Origin of the sequence: Arthrobacter sp. efr-133-TYG-118, from assembly GCF_030209755.1 — a bacterium.
GTDB lineage: Bacteria > Actinomycetota > Actinomycetes > Actinomycetales > Micrococcaceae > Arthrobacter.
In genome coordinates this window covers 92436-108063 of the sequence record NZ_JARVRH010000027.1, presented here as the reverse complement: position 1 = coordinate 108063, position 15628 = coordinate 92436, and the positions used below count along the sequence as shown (strand labels likewise).

18 protein-coding genes are annotated in these 15628 nt (G+C 63.9%); all 18 read right to left on the bottom strand.

What is annotated here, in order from left to right; genetic code table 11:
* Nucleotides 1-68 precede the first annotated feature (68 nt).
* On the bottom strand, nt 69-1523 hold the full coding sequence (locus QRN59_RS20500; protein WP_284984293.1) for a pilus assembly protein: 1455 nt from the start codon (nt 1521-1523) through the stop codon (nt 69-71).
* A gap of 91 nt (nt 1524-1614) precedes the next feature.
* Nucleotides 1615-3024, bottom strand: coding sequence for a hypothetical protein (locus QRN59_RS20495; RefSeq protein WP_284984292.1), 1410 nt, complete (start codon nt 3022-3024; stop codon nt 1615-1617).
* Nucleotides 3021-3410 (bottom strand): XkdF-like putative serine protease domain-containing protein, encoded by a 390-nt coding sequence (locus QRN59_RS20490; protein ID WP_284984291.1) that lies wholly within the window; start codon nt 3408-3410, stop codon nt 3021-3023. The genes QRN59_RS20495 and QRN59_RS20490 overlap by 4 nt, the downstream gene beginning before the upstream one ends.
* A gap of 3 nt (nt 3411-3413) precedes the next feature.
* Nucleotides 3414-6344: a phage portal protein gene (locus QRN59_RS20485; RefSeq protein WP_284984290.1), complete on the bottom strand. Its 2931-nt coding sequence runs from the start codon at nt 6342-6344 to the stop codon at nt 3414-3416.
* 3 nt (nt 6345-6347) lie between these two features.
* Nucleotides 6348-7853 (bottom strand): phage terminase large subunit, encoded by a 1506-nt coding sequence (gene terL, locus QRN59_RS20480; protein ID WP_284984289.1) that lies wholly within the window; start codon nt 7851-7853, stop codon nt 6348-6350.
* Between the two features lie 14 nt (nt 7854-7867).
* Entirely contained in the window at nt 7868-8041 is a 174-nt protein-coding gene (locus tag QRN59_RS20475; protein WP_284984288.1) for a hypothetical protein, read from the bottom strand.
* Complete coding sequence (locus QRN59_RS20470; RefSeq protein WP_284984287.1) at nt 8026-8526, bottom strand: hypothetical protein; 501 nt, start codon at nt 8524-8526, stop codon at nt 8026-8028. Before QRN59_RS20470 ends, QRN59_RS20475 begins: the two co-directional genes overlap by 16 nt.
* A complete protein-coding gene (locus QRN59_RS20465) occupies nt 8523-8831 on the bottom strand; it encodes a ubiquitination-like system serine protease family protein (protein WP_284984286.1) in 309 nt (102 codons plus the stop codon). Before QRN59_RS20465 ends, QRN59_RS20470 begins: the two co-directional genes overlap by 4 nt.
* Before the next feature lie 184 nt (nt 8832-9015).
* A complete protein-coding gene (locus tag QRN59_RS20460) occupies nt 9016-9186 on the bottom strand; it encodes a hypothetical protein (protein WP_284984285.1) in 171 nt (56 codons plus the stop codon).
* 10 nt (nt 9187-9196) lie between these two features.
* Nucleotides 9197-9739, bottom strand: coding sequence for an ATP-dependent Clp protease proteolytic subunit (locus tag QRN59_RS20455; protein WP_284984284.1), 543 nt, complete (start codon nt 9737-9739; stop codon nt 9197-9199).
* 34 nt (nt 9740-9773) lie between these two features.
* On the bottom strand, nt 9774-10985 hold the full coding sequence (locus QRN59_RS20450; protein ID WP_284984283.1) for a hypothetical protein: 1212 nt from the start codon (nt 10983-10985) through the stop codon (nt 9774-9776).
* Nucleotides 10985-11221: a hypothetical protein gene (locus tag QRN59_RS20445; protein ID WP_284984282.1), complete on the bottom strand. Its 237-nt coding sequence runs from the start codon at nt 11219-11221 to the stop codon at nt 10985-10987. The genes QRN59_RS20450 and QRN59_RS20445 overlap by 1 nt, the downstream gene beginning before the upstream one ends.
* Nucleotides 11222-11627: 406 nt before the next feature.
* Nucleotides 11628-12536, bottom strand: coding sequence for a phosphatase domain-containing protein (locus tag QRN59_RS20440; RefSeq protein WP_284984281.1), 909 nt, complete (start codon nt 12534-12536; stop codon nt 11628-11630).
* On the bottom strand, nt 12529-13590 hold the full coding sequence (locus QRN59_RS20435; RefSeq protein ID WP_284984280.1) for an RNA ligase: 1062 nt from the start codon (nt 13588-13590) through the stop codon (nt 12529-12531). Before QRN59_RS20435 ends, QRN59_RS20440 begins: the two co-directional genes overlap by 8 nt.
* Before the next feature lie 75 nt (nt 13591-13665).
* Nucleotides 13666-13911: a hypothetical protein gene (locus QRN59_RS20430; RefSeq protein ID WP_284984279.1), complete on the bottom strand. Its 246-nt coding sequence runs from the start codon at nt 13909-13911 to the stop codon at nt 13666-13668.
* Nucleotides 13908-14111, bottom strand: a complete 204-nt coding sequence (locus tag QRN59_RS20425; protein WP_284984278.1) for a hypothetical protein — start codon at nt 14109-14111, stop codon at nt 13908-13910. The genes QRN59_RS20430 and QRN59_RS20425 overlap by 4 nt, the downstream gene beginning before the upstream one ends.
* On the bottom strand, nt 14108-14587 hold the full coding sequence (locus QRN59_RS20420; RefSeq protein WP_284984277.1) for a 3'-5' exoribonuclease domain-containing protein: 480 nt from the start codon (nt 14585-14587) through the stop codon (nt 14108-14110). Before QRN59_RS20420 ends, QRN59_RS20425 begins: the two co-directional genes overlap by 4 nt.
* A complete protein-coding gene (locus tag QRN59_RS20415; protein ID WP_284984276.1) occupies nt 14584-15498 on the bottom strand; it encodes a dATP/dGTP diphosphohydrolase domain-containing protein in 915 nt (304 codons plus the stop codon). The genes QRN59_RS20420 and QRN59_RS20415 overlap by 4 nt, the downstream gene beginning before the upstream one ends.
* Nucleotides 15499-15628 lie beyond the last annotated feature (130 nt).

Here is a 15628-nt window from a genome sequence, read left to right as displayed (position 1 = left end):
TAAAGGAAAGTGTTGGGGTGGTGCCCCCAGCGGCCGTGAGGGTCGCTGGGGGCGCCGGGTGGGGCTGGTTAGCCGATGTTGGACAGGACGGCCTGCGCGATCGGGGCGCGGTTCACCAGCGTGGAGCTGGAGTAAACTTCGCCGTCGAACCGGGGACCGCCGCCGGGGCCGGTACCGCGGGACACGCCGTACTCGAAGTCCTGCACGCCTTCAAGGTCGCGAAGTTCGAACACGTTGGAGATGTTCGAGTTCGGGAAGTTGACGTGGTCGGTGCGGGCGATCAGGGTGCCCGGAACCATGTTCGGGTGAACTTCGATCTTCACCGGCGTGGCCGTGGCCTTGTTGATGTAGTGCCCCACGAAACCGCCGGCGGTGATGTCCGTACGCCCGTCGTTGCCGGGGGTGAAGTACGTGGTGCCGCCGTTGGAAGATCCGAGGATCAGCGCGGACAGCTTGGAGGCGTCCACGCTGGAGCACATGTACGCGGTCGGCGACATGAACGTCTGGTTGAAGAACGCCGTGTTGAGGGCGTCCAGTTCGTTCACGGTCTGACCGGAACCGGTGAACGTTGCGCCGTCCAGGGAAGTGAAGGAAGCGCCGGATGCGAGGCCGGAACCTGCCTGCACGAGGCCGGACGCTCCACCGGTTGCGTAGTCACCGGAGAGGGTGGTGAGCAGGCCGTTGAACTCGTACGGGTTCGCCGAAGAGTCCGAGGACGGGACCGTTGCGGGGGCGGTGGCGAACAGGCCGGGCAGGTTCGCCGGGACGGCGTTGTTCGAGGTCGGGATAGCCGTGATGGTGACCTTGTTGACTACGGTCGTGGTGTAGTAGAAGCCGTTCACGAACCAGTCGTAAGCAACAGCGCCACGCACGGCCGCGACGGTGGCGACCGCGGAGTGGGTGGCTGCGGCGTTCGAGGACGTGGTCACGGAGCCCTGAGCGGATGCGGCCGTGGATCCGCCGTACGAGTAGTTGGTGCCCGTACGTGCAGCGACCTTCACCGGGACGGCCGTGGACGCGGCGATGGTGCCGCCAGTGTCGGACTGGACAACAACCGGTGTGCCCGGGGTGCCAAGCTGGATGTTGGAGCCGTACAGGGACATCTTGTCCGCGCCGACCTTGTACAGGTTCATGGAACCGTACACTTCGATGGCCTTGGCGTCCGCGAAACCGCGGGCCTTCGCGATGGCGTCCTTGGTCACGGTGTAGCCGTAGCCGAGCTTCGCGTACGCAGCCGACACGGTGATCAGGTTGTTCTTGTGCAGCGGGGCCGGTGCGTCGAACTGGGTCGCCGGGTTGGCCTGCTGGTTGTTGATGTTCATCAGCACACGCCAGGTGGCGTAGTCCGCGCCCTGCTCCGGGGTGGAGTGCGCGAGGGAGTTGTAGAAGCTGGACGGCGCCGGGACGAGGGAGATGACACCGGAGAGGTCATAGCCCTGCATGCCCGTGGCGTTGGTGATGCCGGTGGTGGCAGATTTCTTGATTGCATCCAGCGTTTCGCTGGAGATGCCGTTGAGGTCCACGAAGGTTCCTGTTCTTGGGTGTGCGGCAGTAGCCCGCGTTCATTCATGCGGGCTGGCTGGGCGTGAAAAGGGGGTTTTGGTTGGTTAGGTGTTAGAAGCGGTTGAGGGTGTCGGCGTAGCGCCTGTCCGGGTTGATGGCGTCCTTGAGGGCCGCCATGGCCAGGGACTTCTGCGCGACGATTCGTTCGTCCTGCGTGGTGGCCGCTTCTGCTGCCTTGCGGAGTTCGGTGTGCGGGTCGGTTTCGGTTCCGTCCCGTTTGGCGATTCCGGCTGTTCCGGTGGCACCGTTGAGGTACGGTGACTTCCGGTCGTCAGGTTCACGCCCGTATGCTTCGATCTGGTCCTTCAAGACCTGAACCGTTCCCACCAGATCGGCCGTGGTGGCGAGCTGCTTCGCGAGTGGTTCGAGGGCTTCTTTGATCAGGGCGGCAAAGTCGGGTGCTGCCTTCGTGACGTGTTCGGGGTCGTCCTCGACGGGCGACTGGATGGTGTTCGTTCCGGGGATGACGGTTTCGTCGGCGGACGGGTCAGCTTCCGCCGCGACAGGGGATGCCTCGTCGGTTACTGCGGCGTCGGGCTCGGCGGCTGGTTCGTCTTCGACCGCTTCGCCGCCATCCACGATGGTCAGCGCCCCGGGATCCACGACGCCGATAAGGTTGCCCTTGTTGTCGTAGACGGCGAGCAGGTTGTCGGCCTTGGCGACAGGCGCGGCCGGCGCTTCCGCGGCGGGGTCTTCGGTCTTGGTGACCTCGGCGGGCGCGGTGAAGCCCATCTGGGCTTCGATGCTGGCGTTGCGGTCAAGGGGGGTTTCGGCCACGGCGGCCTCCTTCAGGATCAGGGGCGCCTCGTCGGGCGCGGAGGGGAGTGATGCGAGGACTTTCTGGATGGCTTCGGCCGCGCCACGCAAGGCAGCTTCGTTGGCGGCGGACAGTGCCCGGCCCGCTTTGGTGATCGAGGCGATTGCCTCGACGGTTTCGAGGTCGCCGGTGCTGATGGACGCCACAGCCTTGGTGATTTCAGCGGCGTCCTCGGCCAGCATGACTTCAGCGGCTTCCCCGGCGGCGTATCCGGCGAGGATGCTGATGGCCGAGTCAATGGCCATGCATGCGCCTTGCAAATCCCATGCGTTCTCGAAGTCGTCACCGTCTCCGGTGTCGCCTTCCACGGACTCGCGTACGGCGAGGATTTCCACGGCGTTTTTGGCGCGTGCCAGGATCCCGATCCACTTCTGAGCGGTCGCCGCGTCCACGGATTCCCACTCGGGTGAGCCGGGCACCGTCGCGGCAAGCGCGTCCCCCTCAGGGGCGGCGAGAGGCTGAGTCACGTCAGTGTCGGCTTCCTTGAGGAGCTCACGGACGGTGTCAGGGGAGAACATGTTGGGGGCCTCTTCGGCGCCCTTCATGAGGAAAAACTTGGTGCCGTTCGCTGCCTTGCCGACGAGGTCCACGCGGGGGATGTCGGCGTTGACAAGCTCTGACATGTCATCGGGGATCGTGGTCATGGGGTGCTCCTGCTGCGTCGAATGGCCGAACCCTGCGGGCTCCAACCGGTGATTTGGCCCTTCTGGACCATCTGCCATGCGGGCTCGTCGAGGATCGCCTCAAGGACCCAGTCGCCTTGCTTGGCGACCACCACGCCGTCGATGAGCCACGGCTCGGGGTTTCGGTAGATGTACGAGGCAACTACCTGCGCGTGCCCTTCGGTGCCGTCCTCATGGAACAGGCCGGTAATGAGGCCTGTGCCCTTGCGGAGGTACGTGCGTGAGGCGAGTTCCAGTTCGCGGGCGGTGAAGAAGTCCCGGCCCCCGTCCGCGCCTTTCGCGATACGGGGGTCGGGGCCTGCCTGGTAAGCGAGTCCGACGACTAGCCGGTCAGGTACGTCGCTCATGGGTTAGTGTCCTTCGATGTAGGGTGAGGCTGCGCACCGGCAGTAGGGGTGTGCGGGGATGAGGGATTCGCCTACGGGGAAGTGCTTGCCGTCGTTGGGTGCACACACGGACGGGCATGCCCCGGCCGAGGTCACCCACGTCCACTCGGTGACGCCAAGCGCCTGGTATTGGGCCATGGCGGCGTTCGTGAGCATCCGGGCGGTCTCGGTGTGCGCGATCAGTTGCGCACGCCCCTCGTCGCCAAGGACTTCCGCGAGTGCTTTGCCGATGACATCGGCCGGGTCACCTGCATTGACGCCGTCCGCGATGCGGTTCGCGAGACGGTTCATGGTCGTGTCCGTGATGCCTTGGATGGTGTGCCCGGACGCGTCGAGGGCTTCTTTCCAACCGGACGCGGTGATGCTATTCGCGTCGGTCATGCCCGGCTTCCACGCATCCCAACCGGTGGGGATAGTCCCCATCTGCACCGTGGCGGCCATGGTCCCGACGTTGTACGCGTCAGCCCATGCGTCACGCACGATTTCGTCCAACGCTGCGGCCGTCATACGGTCCGTGAGGACTTGACGGGCCGCCTTGCGGTACACGGTCAGCGCCACGTCTCCGAGGCCGTCAGCCGCGGACGTGGCCGCTGTCAAGTCCTGCTCTGACCAGAGCTGCATGATGGCGTCCCGGACCTTCGGGGTCCAATGGTCCGTCAGTTGCAGGTCAACCGCGTGCTGCGGTGCGGCGACCGCCGGCAAGTCCCGCCACGATTGGCTAGGCGTACCAGCGGCCGGTGCTTTTGGGCCAGCATCAGCACCCGCCACCGTGTCAGAGCCGGATTTCGCCAACTCGTTGCGGGCCTGGGCGTTCAACTGGTCCGCGACAGACTCGTGCACGGTCGTGAACGCAAAATCGCGCCACTTCCCAACCTTCGCCCGCGTCTTACGGAACGCGTTGAACCGGGCCATCTCCTTGGCCTGAGCCTTAGCGAGTTCCTCCCGCGGCAGGTCGGCCGCCAACTCCTCGCGGAGTGCGGGGAACCCGTCGAGGTGTGCCGGGTCGAACCACGCCAGCGTCTCGTTGTCTTCACCATTGCCGGTGTTGATCGGGATGGAGGCCTCGGTGTCGATCTTGAACACGTGACCGGCATAGTTGCCGTCCGGCGAGGTCCACTGCCCCGCGAGGGTGGCGTCCGCCGGGAAATCAAGCCCGGTTTCTTCCTCCCACTCACGGATGGCTGCGGTTTGTGCGTCCTCATCCGGGTCAAGGTGCCCGCCCGGGAACTCCCAGCGTCCAGCAGCCGTGTCCTCGGGGTCGAGGTAGCGCTGGATCATCAGGACACGGCCGGTGTCCCGGGCCTTGACGGCAGCGCCGGCAACACTCACGCCAGCGCTTTTTGCCACAGCCGGTGCGGGCTTGACGACAGTCCCCGTTTCGGGGTGGTTGTGTTCAAGTTCCGGGAAGGACGGTTCGTCAGGGTTGATCGGGGCACGCTTGAACTCGTCAATGCCCGGCAACTTGTCCGGCATCAAACCCGGCGTTCCACCGAACGTCTCCTCGTTCAGAGGTACGTCGTCGGAAGGGGCCTTCGTTTCCGGATCCACCGTGCCCGAGATAGCCAGGATCGACTGCAACGGCACAAACCCAAGACGCGGGGTCACAATGCCGCGAGGCACCGGACGCAACGGGTCAGCCGGGAAGCCGAACAGTTCCTCACGGGCCTCGTCCATGGACGCGAAGCCGGACTCGACCGCGATCTTCCACAGTTGCGCTTCCTGCAACCTGTCTTCCTTATCGCGGCCCGTGTTCAGCTTCACCTCGACAGGCAGGCCAAGGTCTTTCTGGACATACCTGTTCAGGTGCGCCTCCACAAACCGGACCCACGGGAGCGTGTTGACCCGGAACTGCGTGTCAGTCTGGGTTTCGCCCGTGGCACGGTTCACGTCATCCGTGATCCCGATATCCTGCGGGACCACACCAAACGCGGCGCAGATTTTCAGATCCAGGAACTTCGGAAATTCCTTGTCGAACGACGCCGGGGCGGTCTGGGTGAACTTCGAACCGGACGGCACGAAAACGATCTTGTGCTTCTGCTCCTGGTCACCGTTGTACAGCGAGTTCCAGAGTTCCTGGAACTCAATGATCTGTTCCGGCGAGGACACGTCCGGCGGGGCTTCCATGAAGCCGCCCGGGATGTTCCCGTCCGTGAACATCTGCAGGAAATGCCACTGCATTCGCATGGACGTGTTGATGGCAAGCAGCACGGTCTCCAGCGGGGCCATCCCGAACGGGGAGTCCGTTTGCGGCCGGAACCGCGGGTACACGATGTCCTCGGCGGTGAACTCCTGGAATATCTGGCCCTTGATGATCTGGTAGTACGCCGGGGCGGGGGCCTTGGGCCGGCGCCCGTGTTCATCGATGTAAGGGTAGATCGTTGAGCCGTCGATGATGTCCAAGCCGATGTATTCCCCGGCCCGGTTCCGGCGCTTCTTGAGCGGCCCGGAGTCGAACGTGAGCATGTTGATCAGCCACAGAGACAGCCACTCGTCATAGGAGTGCTCCCGGTCCGGGTAGGCCAGTGCGGCGCGGGCGGCAGCCACAGCGAGTTTCGTGTCACCTTGCGCGCCGTCGATCGGTGTGAACAGGGGCTCCATGGACCGGATTTCGTCGATCTTGTGGTTCATGCACGTTTGCGCGGTGTCAGAGGCGCGGAGCATCGCACGGAGCGTCTCGTAACTGGTACGCCCATCCCACGCCTGCCGCGACCGGGTGGACGTGTTGATGGACGCCGGGTAATCCATGGCCCGCGGCGTGCCCGAGTACCCTGCGAGAGGCGCCAAGGGCGTGCCGGGGCCGAGCCAGCCGTCAGTGCCCATGCCTTGGGCGTGCTGTGCGGTTGCGATAGCGATGGGGGTACGGTTGCCTCCACGGAAGACGTCAAGCAGGCCCACGGGTCACCTTCCGGTCGGGGGTATTCGGTTTGTTTGGTTAGCGAGGGCGGCTGCCTGCTTTTTCATGGCTGCCAGGAACGCGGAACCCTGCCCTGACTTCACGAGCAGGCGCTGCAGGGCTTGGGACAGTCCGTCGATCTGGTCGTCATGCGCGCCGTTCGGGAACGACGCGGCTTCGTCGATCAGATCCTCAGACCATGCGGCGAGCTCTGCCGTGGGCAGGTACACGTTGTGGGCTTCCACGAACGGGGACACGGCCGCGGCGCGGGCTTCTTTGGACTCGTGCGGGGTGATCGCGATCAGGCCCGGGATTTCCTTCTTCAACATGTCCAGCACGGCGGTGCCGTTTGCTTTGTCCTCGACGAGTTTCGCGGCGGCTTGCGGCCACCTGGCGACCTGCGCTTTGAACGCGGCAAGGGTCTCGGTGAAGGTCATGCGTTTACGGACCTGATCGAGCAGGTACACGTTCGCGCCCCTGTGCAACCAGACCTGACCGACCACGTAGTCGGCGTTCTGCGTGTTCTTGAACGTCATGTCCCACGAGAGGATGATCACGTCGTTGCTGCCGGTGGTGCGCCGTATGCCGGCCTCTTCAACCCAGAGCGGCTGGTTGTAGCGTTGCCAGTCGGCACGCTTGAACAGGCCGCCTTCGGAGGGTGCGGGGCGGCCTTGGTAGAGGGCGTTCCACGTGCGGGCGCCGACGGCGATTTTTGTTGCGGCCCAGTCACGATGGCCCTGCGCGGACACGAGCCCTTCGCCGGGTTTACGCCCGAGCGGGTCAGTCTCGCCCTTGTCCGGGTCGTAATCTGCGACGGCGGGGATGTTGATGACCCGCCACATGTGCCCGTCTTCGGCGTTGATGAACCGCCCGGCCAGGTCGTCCTCGTGCCAGCGGGTCAGGATCAGGATGACCGGCGCGCCGGGGGAGAGGCGGGTGCGGACGGTGGAAGTCCACCAGTCGTACACGTCATCGCGTTGCAGCTCGGAGTCGGCTTCTTTGGCACCCTTGTGGGGGTCGTCGATGATGACCAAGTCGGCTTTTTGACCGGTCAGCGGGCCGCCCACGGACGCAGCGTAAATCCCTCCACGGTCACCGGCGAGCTGCCATTCGGACTGGCTGGCCACGTCCTTGGAAATCGCCAGGCCGAGTAGGTCCCCGTCGGACTTGATCGCGTTCATGACTTCGCGGCTGTTACGGCGCGCGAGCCGGTCCGAGAACGAGGTCATGGCGATGCGCTTGGACGGGTCCTGCGTGAGGACCCACAGCGGGAACGTGATGCCACACCGCAGGCTCTTGCCCTCCTGCGGGGGCATGGACACGATCAGGCGCGAGTCGGGGGTGTTGAAGGCCCGGATCAGTTCTTTGTCGATCAGGTCAAGGGCAGCGGTCTGTTTGATCGCCGGGTTCAGCGCGACGGCCAACTGGCCGGGGGTTTCCCAGACGGTGGGTTCGGGTTCGGGCGGGGCTTCGAATGTCCGGGCCGCGAGTTCTGCCCAGTCGATGCCCATGGCCGGGACTCCTTTTATGGGGTGATGCCGCAGCGGCGGTGCCGCCGGGCGGACAGGTCGTCAAGGGTGACGGACAGGGTGAACAGTGCCGTCCCTTCACTGACGGGCCCGGGGATGATCTTGCGGTTCCAGCCGATCAGGCCGCCACACACCGGGCAGTCCACGGTGAGGGCTACTGGGGCGGCCACCAGCCACGGTCCTTGAAGAGTTGCTGGAATGAGCCGGGGTAGACGAGGCCGAAGTCGCGGCCGTCGGTGAACACTTGGATGCCGGCGCCGAGGGTGAGGGCGGCGTCGGCCAACTCCGCGCACTCGTAGGTGGCGTCGGATGAGAAGTGCCGGGTGATCCAGCGGGGGAACCTGACACCGGTGCGGCACTCAATCCCGATGATGGCGTCGGCCACGAAGTTGTAGGGACGGTGTTCACGGGCCCGTGCCCAGTCCGCGCAGCCCTTGGCTTGGGCTTCGGTGAGGGGGAACCGCGACCAGATCGCTGTCGGCCACGCAGACATGGGGGTGATGGTCACGCCGTTGGGTTGCGCACCGATGCAGGTCTTGTCGTCGAGGGCGATGACAACATGGAACACGTCAGACTTCGTGAACCAGCAGATCGCTTTCGCGATCCAACTGCCCGGGTGCGGGATGAGACCGATCTGACCAGTGAGGCCGCTCATGAACGCAGCCATTCGGGAAGCTCCGGGAGCGCGACAGTCTGGCCCGCAAGTTCATGGGTACAGTCGGACAGGAACTCGATGTGCCCGTTACGGACGAACGAGTGGCAGCGCGGAGACATGGTGATGTTCTCGGGCGCTAGAAGCGCGTCCCACTCCAAGTCCTCGTTGATGAACTTCTTGTGCCCGTAGACGAGTACCGAGGGCGAGATGGTGAGCGATTCTCCCTGACCGGCTACCTGCCATGGCGGATCACTGACCATGTGAAGGTCGTCGCATCCGGGGCACCAGAACTTAGCGTGAGTCATGACGGCCCCTCAGATATTCAGTTGTGGTTGTGCCAGGCGGCCGCGTGGTGCACCGTGCGGCCGTCCGGCGTTGCCAATCTCTTGCCCCGGATTGGCGCGGGGGTCTAATGCTGCTTCAAGGAAGCTTTAGTGCCCCACGTCCGCAACCAGCGTCGCGGACGGTAGAAGAACAAGGGCCGCCGCATCAGGTGCCGTTGATGCGCCCGCGGTGGGCGTCAAGGTCGGTCTGCTTGAAGTACTGCAGGCACCGCGCACAACCACGTGTCGGGCAGATGGTGTCGCAGTGCGGGCAGACGCCGACGTTGTTCCACATGAGTCCGCAGCGGCAGAAGATCCGCGAATCCCGGGCGGTCACCGCGCGGACCTCACGTCAGCTCTTCGGTGTACTTGTCAGCCATCCCCCACTTGATCGCCTTGTCAGCGGGGATCCAGAACGCGTCATCCTTTAGCTGTTCCTCAAGGTCCGGGATGTCGCAATACCGCTTGTAATGGTCAAGGAGCGTCTTCGTCCAACGACGGGACTGCTCCGCTTGCCGCTCGACCTGCAACGGCGTCGACTTCCGGTAACCGTCGAACTGGCCGTAATGGGCCAGGTGTTCCGCGTACCGGGAGATATACCGTTCACCCTTTGTCCCGGCGACCGCGAGCAGCGACCCGCACGAGTAAGCGTGGGACGTGACGATGGTGCGGACCGTGATGTCCCTGCGCTTCGCGAGCTCCACGAGTTCTACGAGCTGGATCAGCACGTGGGCGTAGCCGCCGTTGCTGGAAATGTAGAGCTCAATCAGCCCGTCCTTTTTCTCTCCCTGCGTTTCGATTTCCTTGCGCAAGGGGGAGATGACGGCGGACTCCATGTCCTTGTCAAAGTCGCCGGTGATGTAGAACCGGTTTTCGTCACGGTAGATCAAGGCAGCACTCCATGGGGGATAGGTGAGTGATGGGCTAGAGGATGGCGAGGTCTTGGAACTTGTTGTCCGGGGTGATCAGCCACGACATCATGCCGGGCGCGGACTCGGTGCCGGACCAGTCGGTGAACTGTGGTGACCCGCCGTCCAGGGCCGGGGCTTGCACGAACAGGGTGTTTCCCCAGTCCTGCATGAGCAGGTGGTGGAAGTGCGCGCCGAGGAGCACGTCGGCGTCCCCTGCGGGTTGGCGGCCGGCGGCTTGGTTGCGGAACCAGTTGTAGGCTTTCACCAAGGGGTTGCCGCCTGTGCCTTTGCCGTACACGGAACCGTGCGTGGCCGCGTACACCCAACCATGAACGTCAATGGTTTTCGCGGGTTCGTCCTGCGCGAGCACGAACGACACGTGGCCGAGGCGTTTGTCGCGTTCGGCGACGCGGGCGGCGTCCTCGAAGATCTTCACATCGTCGTTGTCGTGCCGATTCACGCGCTTGCCGTCCACCCGGTGCTCGCCATGGTTCCCGCCAACAGCGAGGACCCGCACCCGGGAGAACAGGGGCGCGAGACGGTCCAGGCCGTCGAGGATCATGGTGGTGCCGGTGTTCAGCTGGTCGCGGCGGTCCATGTCAATTTCGAAGGACTGGTGCGGGTAGATGAAGCAACCCTCGACGAGGTCACCGTTGCCGACGATCAGGAGTTCGCCCGGGTCACGGCCGATCTTCCGGAGCTCCTTCGCCCGGGTCACGGTAGCGTCAATGGCGGCGTCGAAGCGTTCGACCGTGGCAGCGGTGCCGCCGCCGACGCTTTTCCCAAGCTGCCAGTCGTTCCACTCAAGCCCGAGCGTGGTCCCGCCCTCGTAGGTGGGTGCGACACGGCGCCGGTTCGACCTCAGCGCCTTCAAGGTAGCCACGGCATCATAGCCAGAAAGGAAACCATCGGCGCGTTCGATGAACTTGTACTTGTACCACCAACGCTCCGGGACGCTGCCGGCCCCGTTTTGCAGGGTGAGGCGTTCCAGCACAACGTCCAGGTTGTCGGGGATGGTGAGCCCGGTCTGTTCGATGATTTTCGCCCGGTGATCCTCGCTGGTGCGAATTTCCCGGTCGCTGCTGATCGTCGCCGCAACCGGCACATTCGAATCAGTACTGAACCGGACACCCGGTTCGAAGCCTTGCGGGGGACGCACACGCGCGCGACGTGCGTCAGTGTCCGGCGCGGTCGTGCGCGCCAGCTTATCCGCGAGTTCCCCCATCAGATACGCCCACACGTGCACAACGACCGGCGGTGCCGTTCAATCATTTTCTCCGACACGCCAAGGTTCATCGGGGCCAGCCTTTCGAAGACTTCATGATGCCCGGCGGTGGACAAGAGCAGATCGGTCACAGCGGCCCGGTCCGCGTCATCGAGCTTGGGGTCTGTGTAGATGTCGTAGAAGTGGCAGCCGAGATACAGGCGGGGCTTGGGCCGGGAAATGGTGATTGTGGTCATGGTGCACCTCCATGGGGTTTTAGGGTGCCCGTTCTTTATGTCGTGCCGGGGAACGGCGCCGAAGCGGCTTTCTTTAGTCCCACCGGTGGTGGGTGTTTCCGTGCCGCGCGGGGACGCGCTAGGCGTTGCCCTCCCTTGGGGGGTGCCAGTGTCAGGCGGCAAGGTTTTTGTGAGGCAGGCCGCGGGCAGGGTCGTTCATGGCAGGCGCGAGAATGTACGCCCGAACGGTCCTTCACCGGGGATGAGTCGACCCGCGTGTTGACGCGCGGCCTGCCTGGTAATGGGCGAAGCCCGGGGCGGTTCTTTCCGCGTCCCCGGGCTTCGTGATAAATCTTCAATTCTGATTTTGTAGTGTCACAAGGTTTTTGTCAAGTTCACGCGTGCACTTCGCGAAGTAACGCTTCGCTTAGAAGTTACCCTCGGCCACTTGGAACACGGTCAGGCCGATCGCACGCCACATCTCGACAACCTGGTTGCGGTCATCGAAGACGCCGGCCACGTTGTACTTTCCGCGGATGTGCTTGTTGAACAGTTCGTGCTTGACGATTGAGTCTTTGCGGGTGTCACCGGAGGGGCGCATGTGGAGGGCGTGCGCCGGCAGGTTATTCGTGATTAGCCATTGCTCGGTCACGTCGCGGTGGTCTTCGCTGCGGCCGGACATGTAGATGATGCGGGAGCCTCCACCGGCAAGGACTTCGATGACATCGGCTACGTCCACGTTTACCGTGTCCAGATAGGCTTTGGCGCCGTCGTAGATGTCGCGGTCGCCTTTGAGTGCCACGGTCCCGTCGAGGTCCACGAGGTAGACGTACGGCAGGTTTTCGGAGGGCTCCCATGGTTCCCATTCGCTGGTCGATACCGCGTCGGCGGTGGGGTGTGGGAGTGGGCCGTTGGCGATGTACTTGGCGTGCATGGTTTCGATGACCCCGGACGGGATGCGTCCGTCTCCGGTGCGTGCTTCGTTGCGGGTGAGGCAGGTTTCGAGCGGCACGTCGGTGAAGTCCTTCACGACAAGTTCGGCGCCGGTGATGGCGGCGAGAGTGGCCCAGTTGCGGGCGGTGCGCTGGCGAAGGTTCGTGTCATCCACCACGACATCCAGGCCGTTGCGGAGGAATGCTCGCACAAGGTCTGAGGCGGTCTTCGTGATGACGTTCTCGGTGTCTTGCGTGGCTGATTGGGCGTTGATGTGGATCATGCGGCGCAGCGAGTCACGGTTCACGCGGCGGCGGGTGGCGGGAGCTTCTTGGACCCACTGTTCGGCCCACGTGGTTTTCCCGGATCCGGGCAGGCCTCTGGTGATGACTAGCTCAGGCATTGATGGTCTCCTTGGTGAAGGTGGGGCGGATCTGCTTCCATGCCCACTCGCTGATGTCGCGGCCGTCCAAGAGTTGGAACAGGGCCGGGCGCGCTTCGGGGTAGAGGGATGCCGCGTTGGCGTAGTCGCGGCGTTCAAATCCTTCGGGCAGGGCGTCGAGGATTCCGTGGTGTATGGCGTGTGCCATGCCGATGTGGCCGTCGTATGAGTTGTTCAGGTTCTCCGCGATGTCCATTGCCCATTTGTGGAATTCGTCGGGGACGCCGGCGAGGAGGGTTTCATAGTCTTTGCCGGTGGCGAGCATCTCCCAGATAGTGCGTTCGTTCCAGCCGGTGACGATTTTATGCAGCGCAACGTAGTCGTCCTGCTTGATCTTGATGCGCACATCGGAGGTGCGGAAGTGCACGACGTAGCCTTCGGCGTTCTTGCGCGGCTTCCCAGCGAGGGCTTCAGCGAAAGTGGCGAAGCGGAATACTGCAGCCTTCTCACCTGGCCAGTACGCCTCCATGGGACTGGCAGTGATCCCGGTTTCGATGTGGACAGAGCCTAAGAGGATCAGGTCATCCAGTTGGCCGTAATCGAGCACGATTCGGTTTGCCGGGTAGATGATTTCCACGAGGACCGTCACACCCTCAGGTGGGGTCCAGTCCGGGTATTGGGTGCGGAGGATCTGCGTGGCGTGGATGGCCTGCTCGCTGGTGAACGAACCCCGCGTGGCGATGGCGTACCCGTCCGGGGTCGGGTAGACGATCCCGAGGGACCCGTCCAGCTTGTCCGTGACCGTGACAGGTTCGTCAAGGTTGAACGCGGGGTGCTGGTCTTCGGAGTGGTTGAAGAACTTCGGGAACGGTCGGGCCAGGACTTCACCGGTTTCCCGGTGCACGATCAGGCCCCGGCATGCCCGGGTGACAGGGGTCCATGCTTTCTGGAACTGGGCGGTTTCGGTGTAGTTGTACAGCCGGTAGGGCAGGTCCGGGTGGTCGTTGACCCTGATGTGGCCTGCTTCGATGGCGGCGGCGAGGTCACTGTCGCTGAACAGTTCGCTGATGTGCATGGGTTCTCCGTTGTCGGTTTGGTTGTGCCATCGAGTCTACGCGAAGGACGGTAGTAGCGCTACGTTTCCGGGCACTTATCTGCGTGGAAGGCGCGGCCATGTGCGGGTGGGCACGAGCCGGACGAACTTGCCCTCGTAGGTGAGATACCGGCCAATCTCGAAGGCATAGCGCATCAGGACGCGCCGGAACGCGTACCCTTCCACCCCGTCCGGGTCCACCGCGATCACGTCCCCCTTGTACATCCGTGCCTCAGCCAGGACTTTGCGGGCCTGCAAGACACCCGCCCGGATCGCCTTCGCGTGCTTCGTGCTGATAGTCATGGCAGTTTCCTTCCAAGAAAGATCACGATTGGCATGAACATTTTCGCTGCCATCAGCGCGAGGCGGCGTTGGGCAAGGTATGCGTTGAACTGCACGTCGCGTCCGCTGCGACGCAGTGCCGACAGGCAGCGCCGGGCGCGGGGCTCGTCGTCGTAAAGCACCAGGCAGAGGGTTACGAGGTCGTCCGTCCTCGCACTCACAGCCGGTGCGCCTTCACGTAGTCATGGACTACCTTTACGTGCCTCGCATCCTGCAGGGCATCGTGGTGGCCTTCTACTTGGCTTGGGATGGCTTTGATATTGGTGTAGTCGAGGTAGGCGCGGAGGTCGTGCGTGTACATGGGGATGCCATCGGGCAGGTCCAGCATGCGCCCGAACAGTTGCGACAGCACCACGTGGTCATAGGCCGCGAACCATGCCCACAGTTCCGGCTGGCCGGCGGCAAGCAGGAACTGTGTGACCTCGGCCCGGATCTGGGCCTTGGGCTTGTATTCCATCTCGTCGGGCAGTTGCGGGACAACGTTGACCATCAGCCACTCGTGCTTGGCGATCCGGTCCCAGTCAGCGTCCGCGTTCACCGCATAGTATTCGCGCCCGTCATTCGCGACGATGCCGATGCTTATGAACTCGATGGTGTGCCCATCGTCCAGGAACTCGGTGTCGTAGAAGTACTTCATTCGCTTGCCTCCGGCGCCTTGTAGCGGTCGTCGAACTGGCGTTGCTCGTCCATGAAGGTCAGAAGCGCGAGGGCGTGGAACGCGACGGACGCCATGTGAGGCAAGCCCATCTCGGCGTCGTTGTCCTCACCAGCCCAGAACTGTGTGGCGTGGCGTTGCAGAGCGGCGTAGGACTTGGACCACTCGTACCCGCGGCGCCAGTTGTGCGCGGCGTACTTGGCGGCTCCGCGCCCGTAGAGCTGTGCTACCGTCGCTAGGGCCTCTACCGGGATCAGGTCGTGACGCTCAGGCTTGGACCCTTTCTCGCCACCGGTCGCGGACACTGTACGGACCTCGCCTGACGGGCCCGGGGCTGCGGGCATGCCGAGCACGGAGCGCGCCTGCATCCCAGTGAGGAGGTTCTCTTTGTAGACCTTGATCGAGTCCTGCACAGCCTGGGCCTTAGCCTTCTCGTAGGCGGTGGCGGCGTCCTTGAGGGACGGGAGCGTGCCCGAGGGTGGCGTGTCGGCTTTGATGCGGACGTAGTCGGGGATGTGGGTGGCAGGGCCGCCGTGCTGGGTCCAAATCACCGCGTCTTGCCAACGGGCCACAGGAAGGCCAAGGGCGTGCGCCAACGCGACCTCGGCCCGGGCACCACTGGAGTTCTCCCACCCGGCCAGCACGGCCACAGCGTCCGCCCACTCCGCGATCACCCGCATGTCCTCAGCCAGGGCGTTCCGCAGGTCGAAGCCGAGCGCGGCCAAGTCCTCGTGCCCAGTCAGGCCGACAGGGTTGAACCCGTTCCCCCGGTCGTTATCGGCAGGACTGAACGTGGCATGCCCGCGCACCTCAAGGGCGTTGGTGGCCTGGTCGAACGCCTTGAAGTTGAACCCGGGAATGCCACGCATTGGCCCCGCTACGTAGACCTTCATTTCTGGTCTCCTCGTGCGTCGTTGCGGCTGTCCAGTTCCGTTTCGATCTGGTGCAGGGCGCGGCGGTCGGGCAGGGTTTGGCGGGATTCGGTGGAACTCATGATGCTTTCCTCTCGATCAGTGGTGTGTG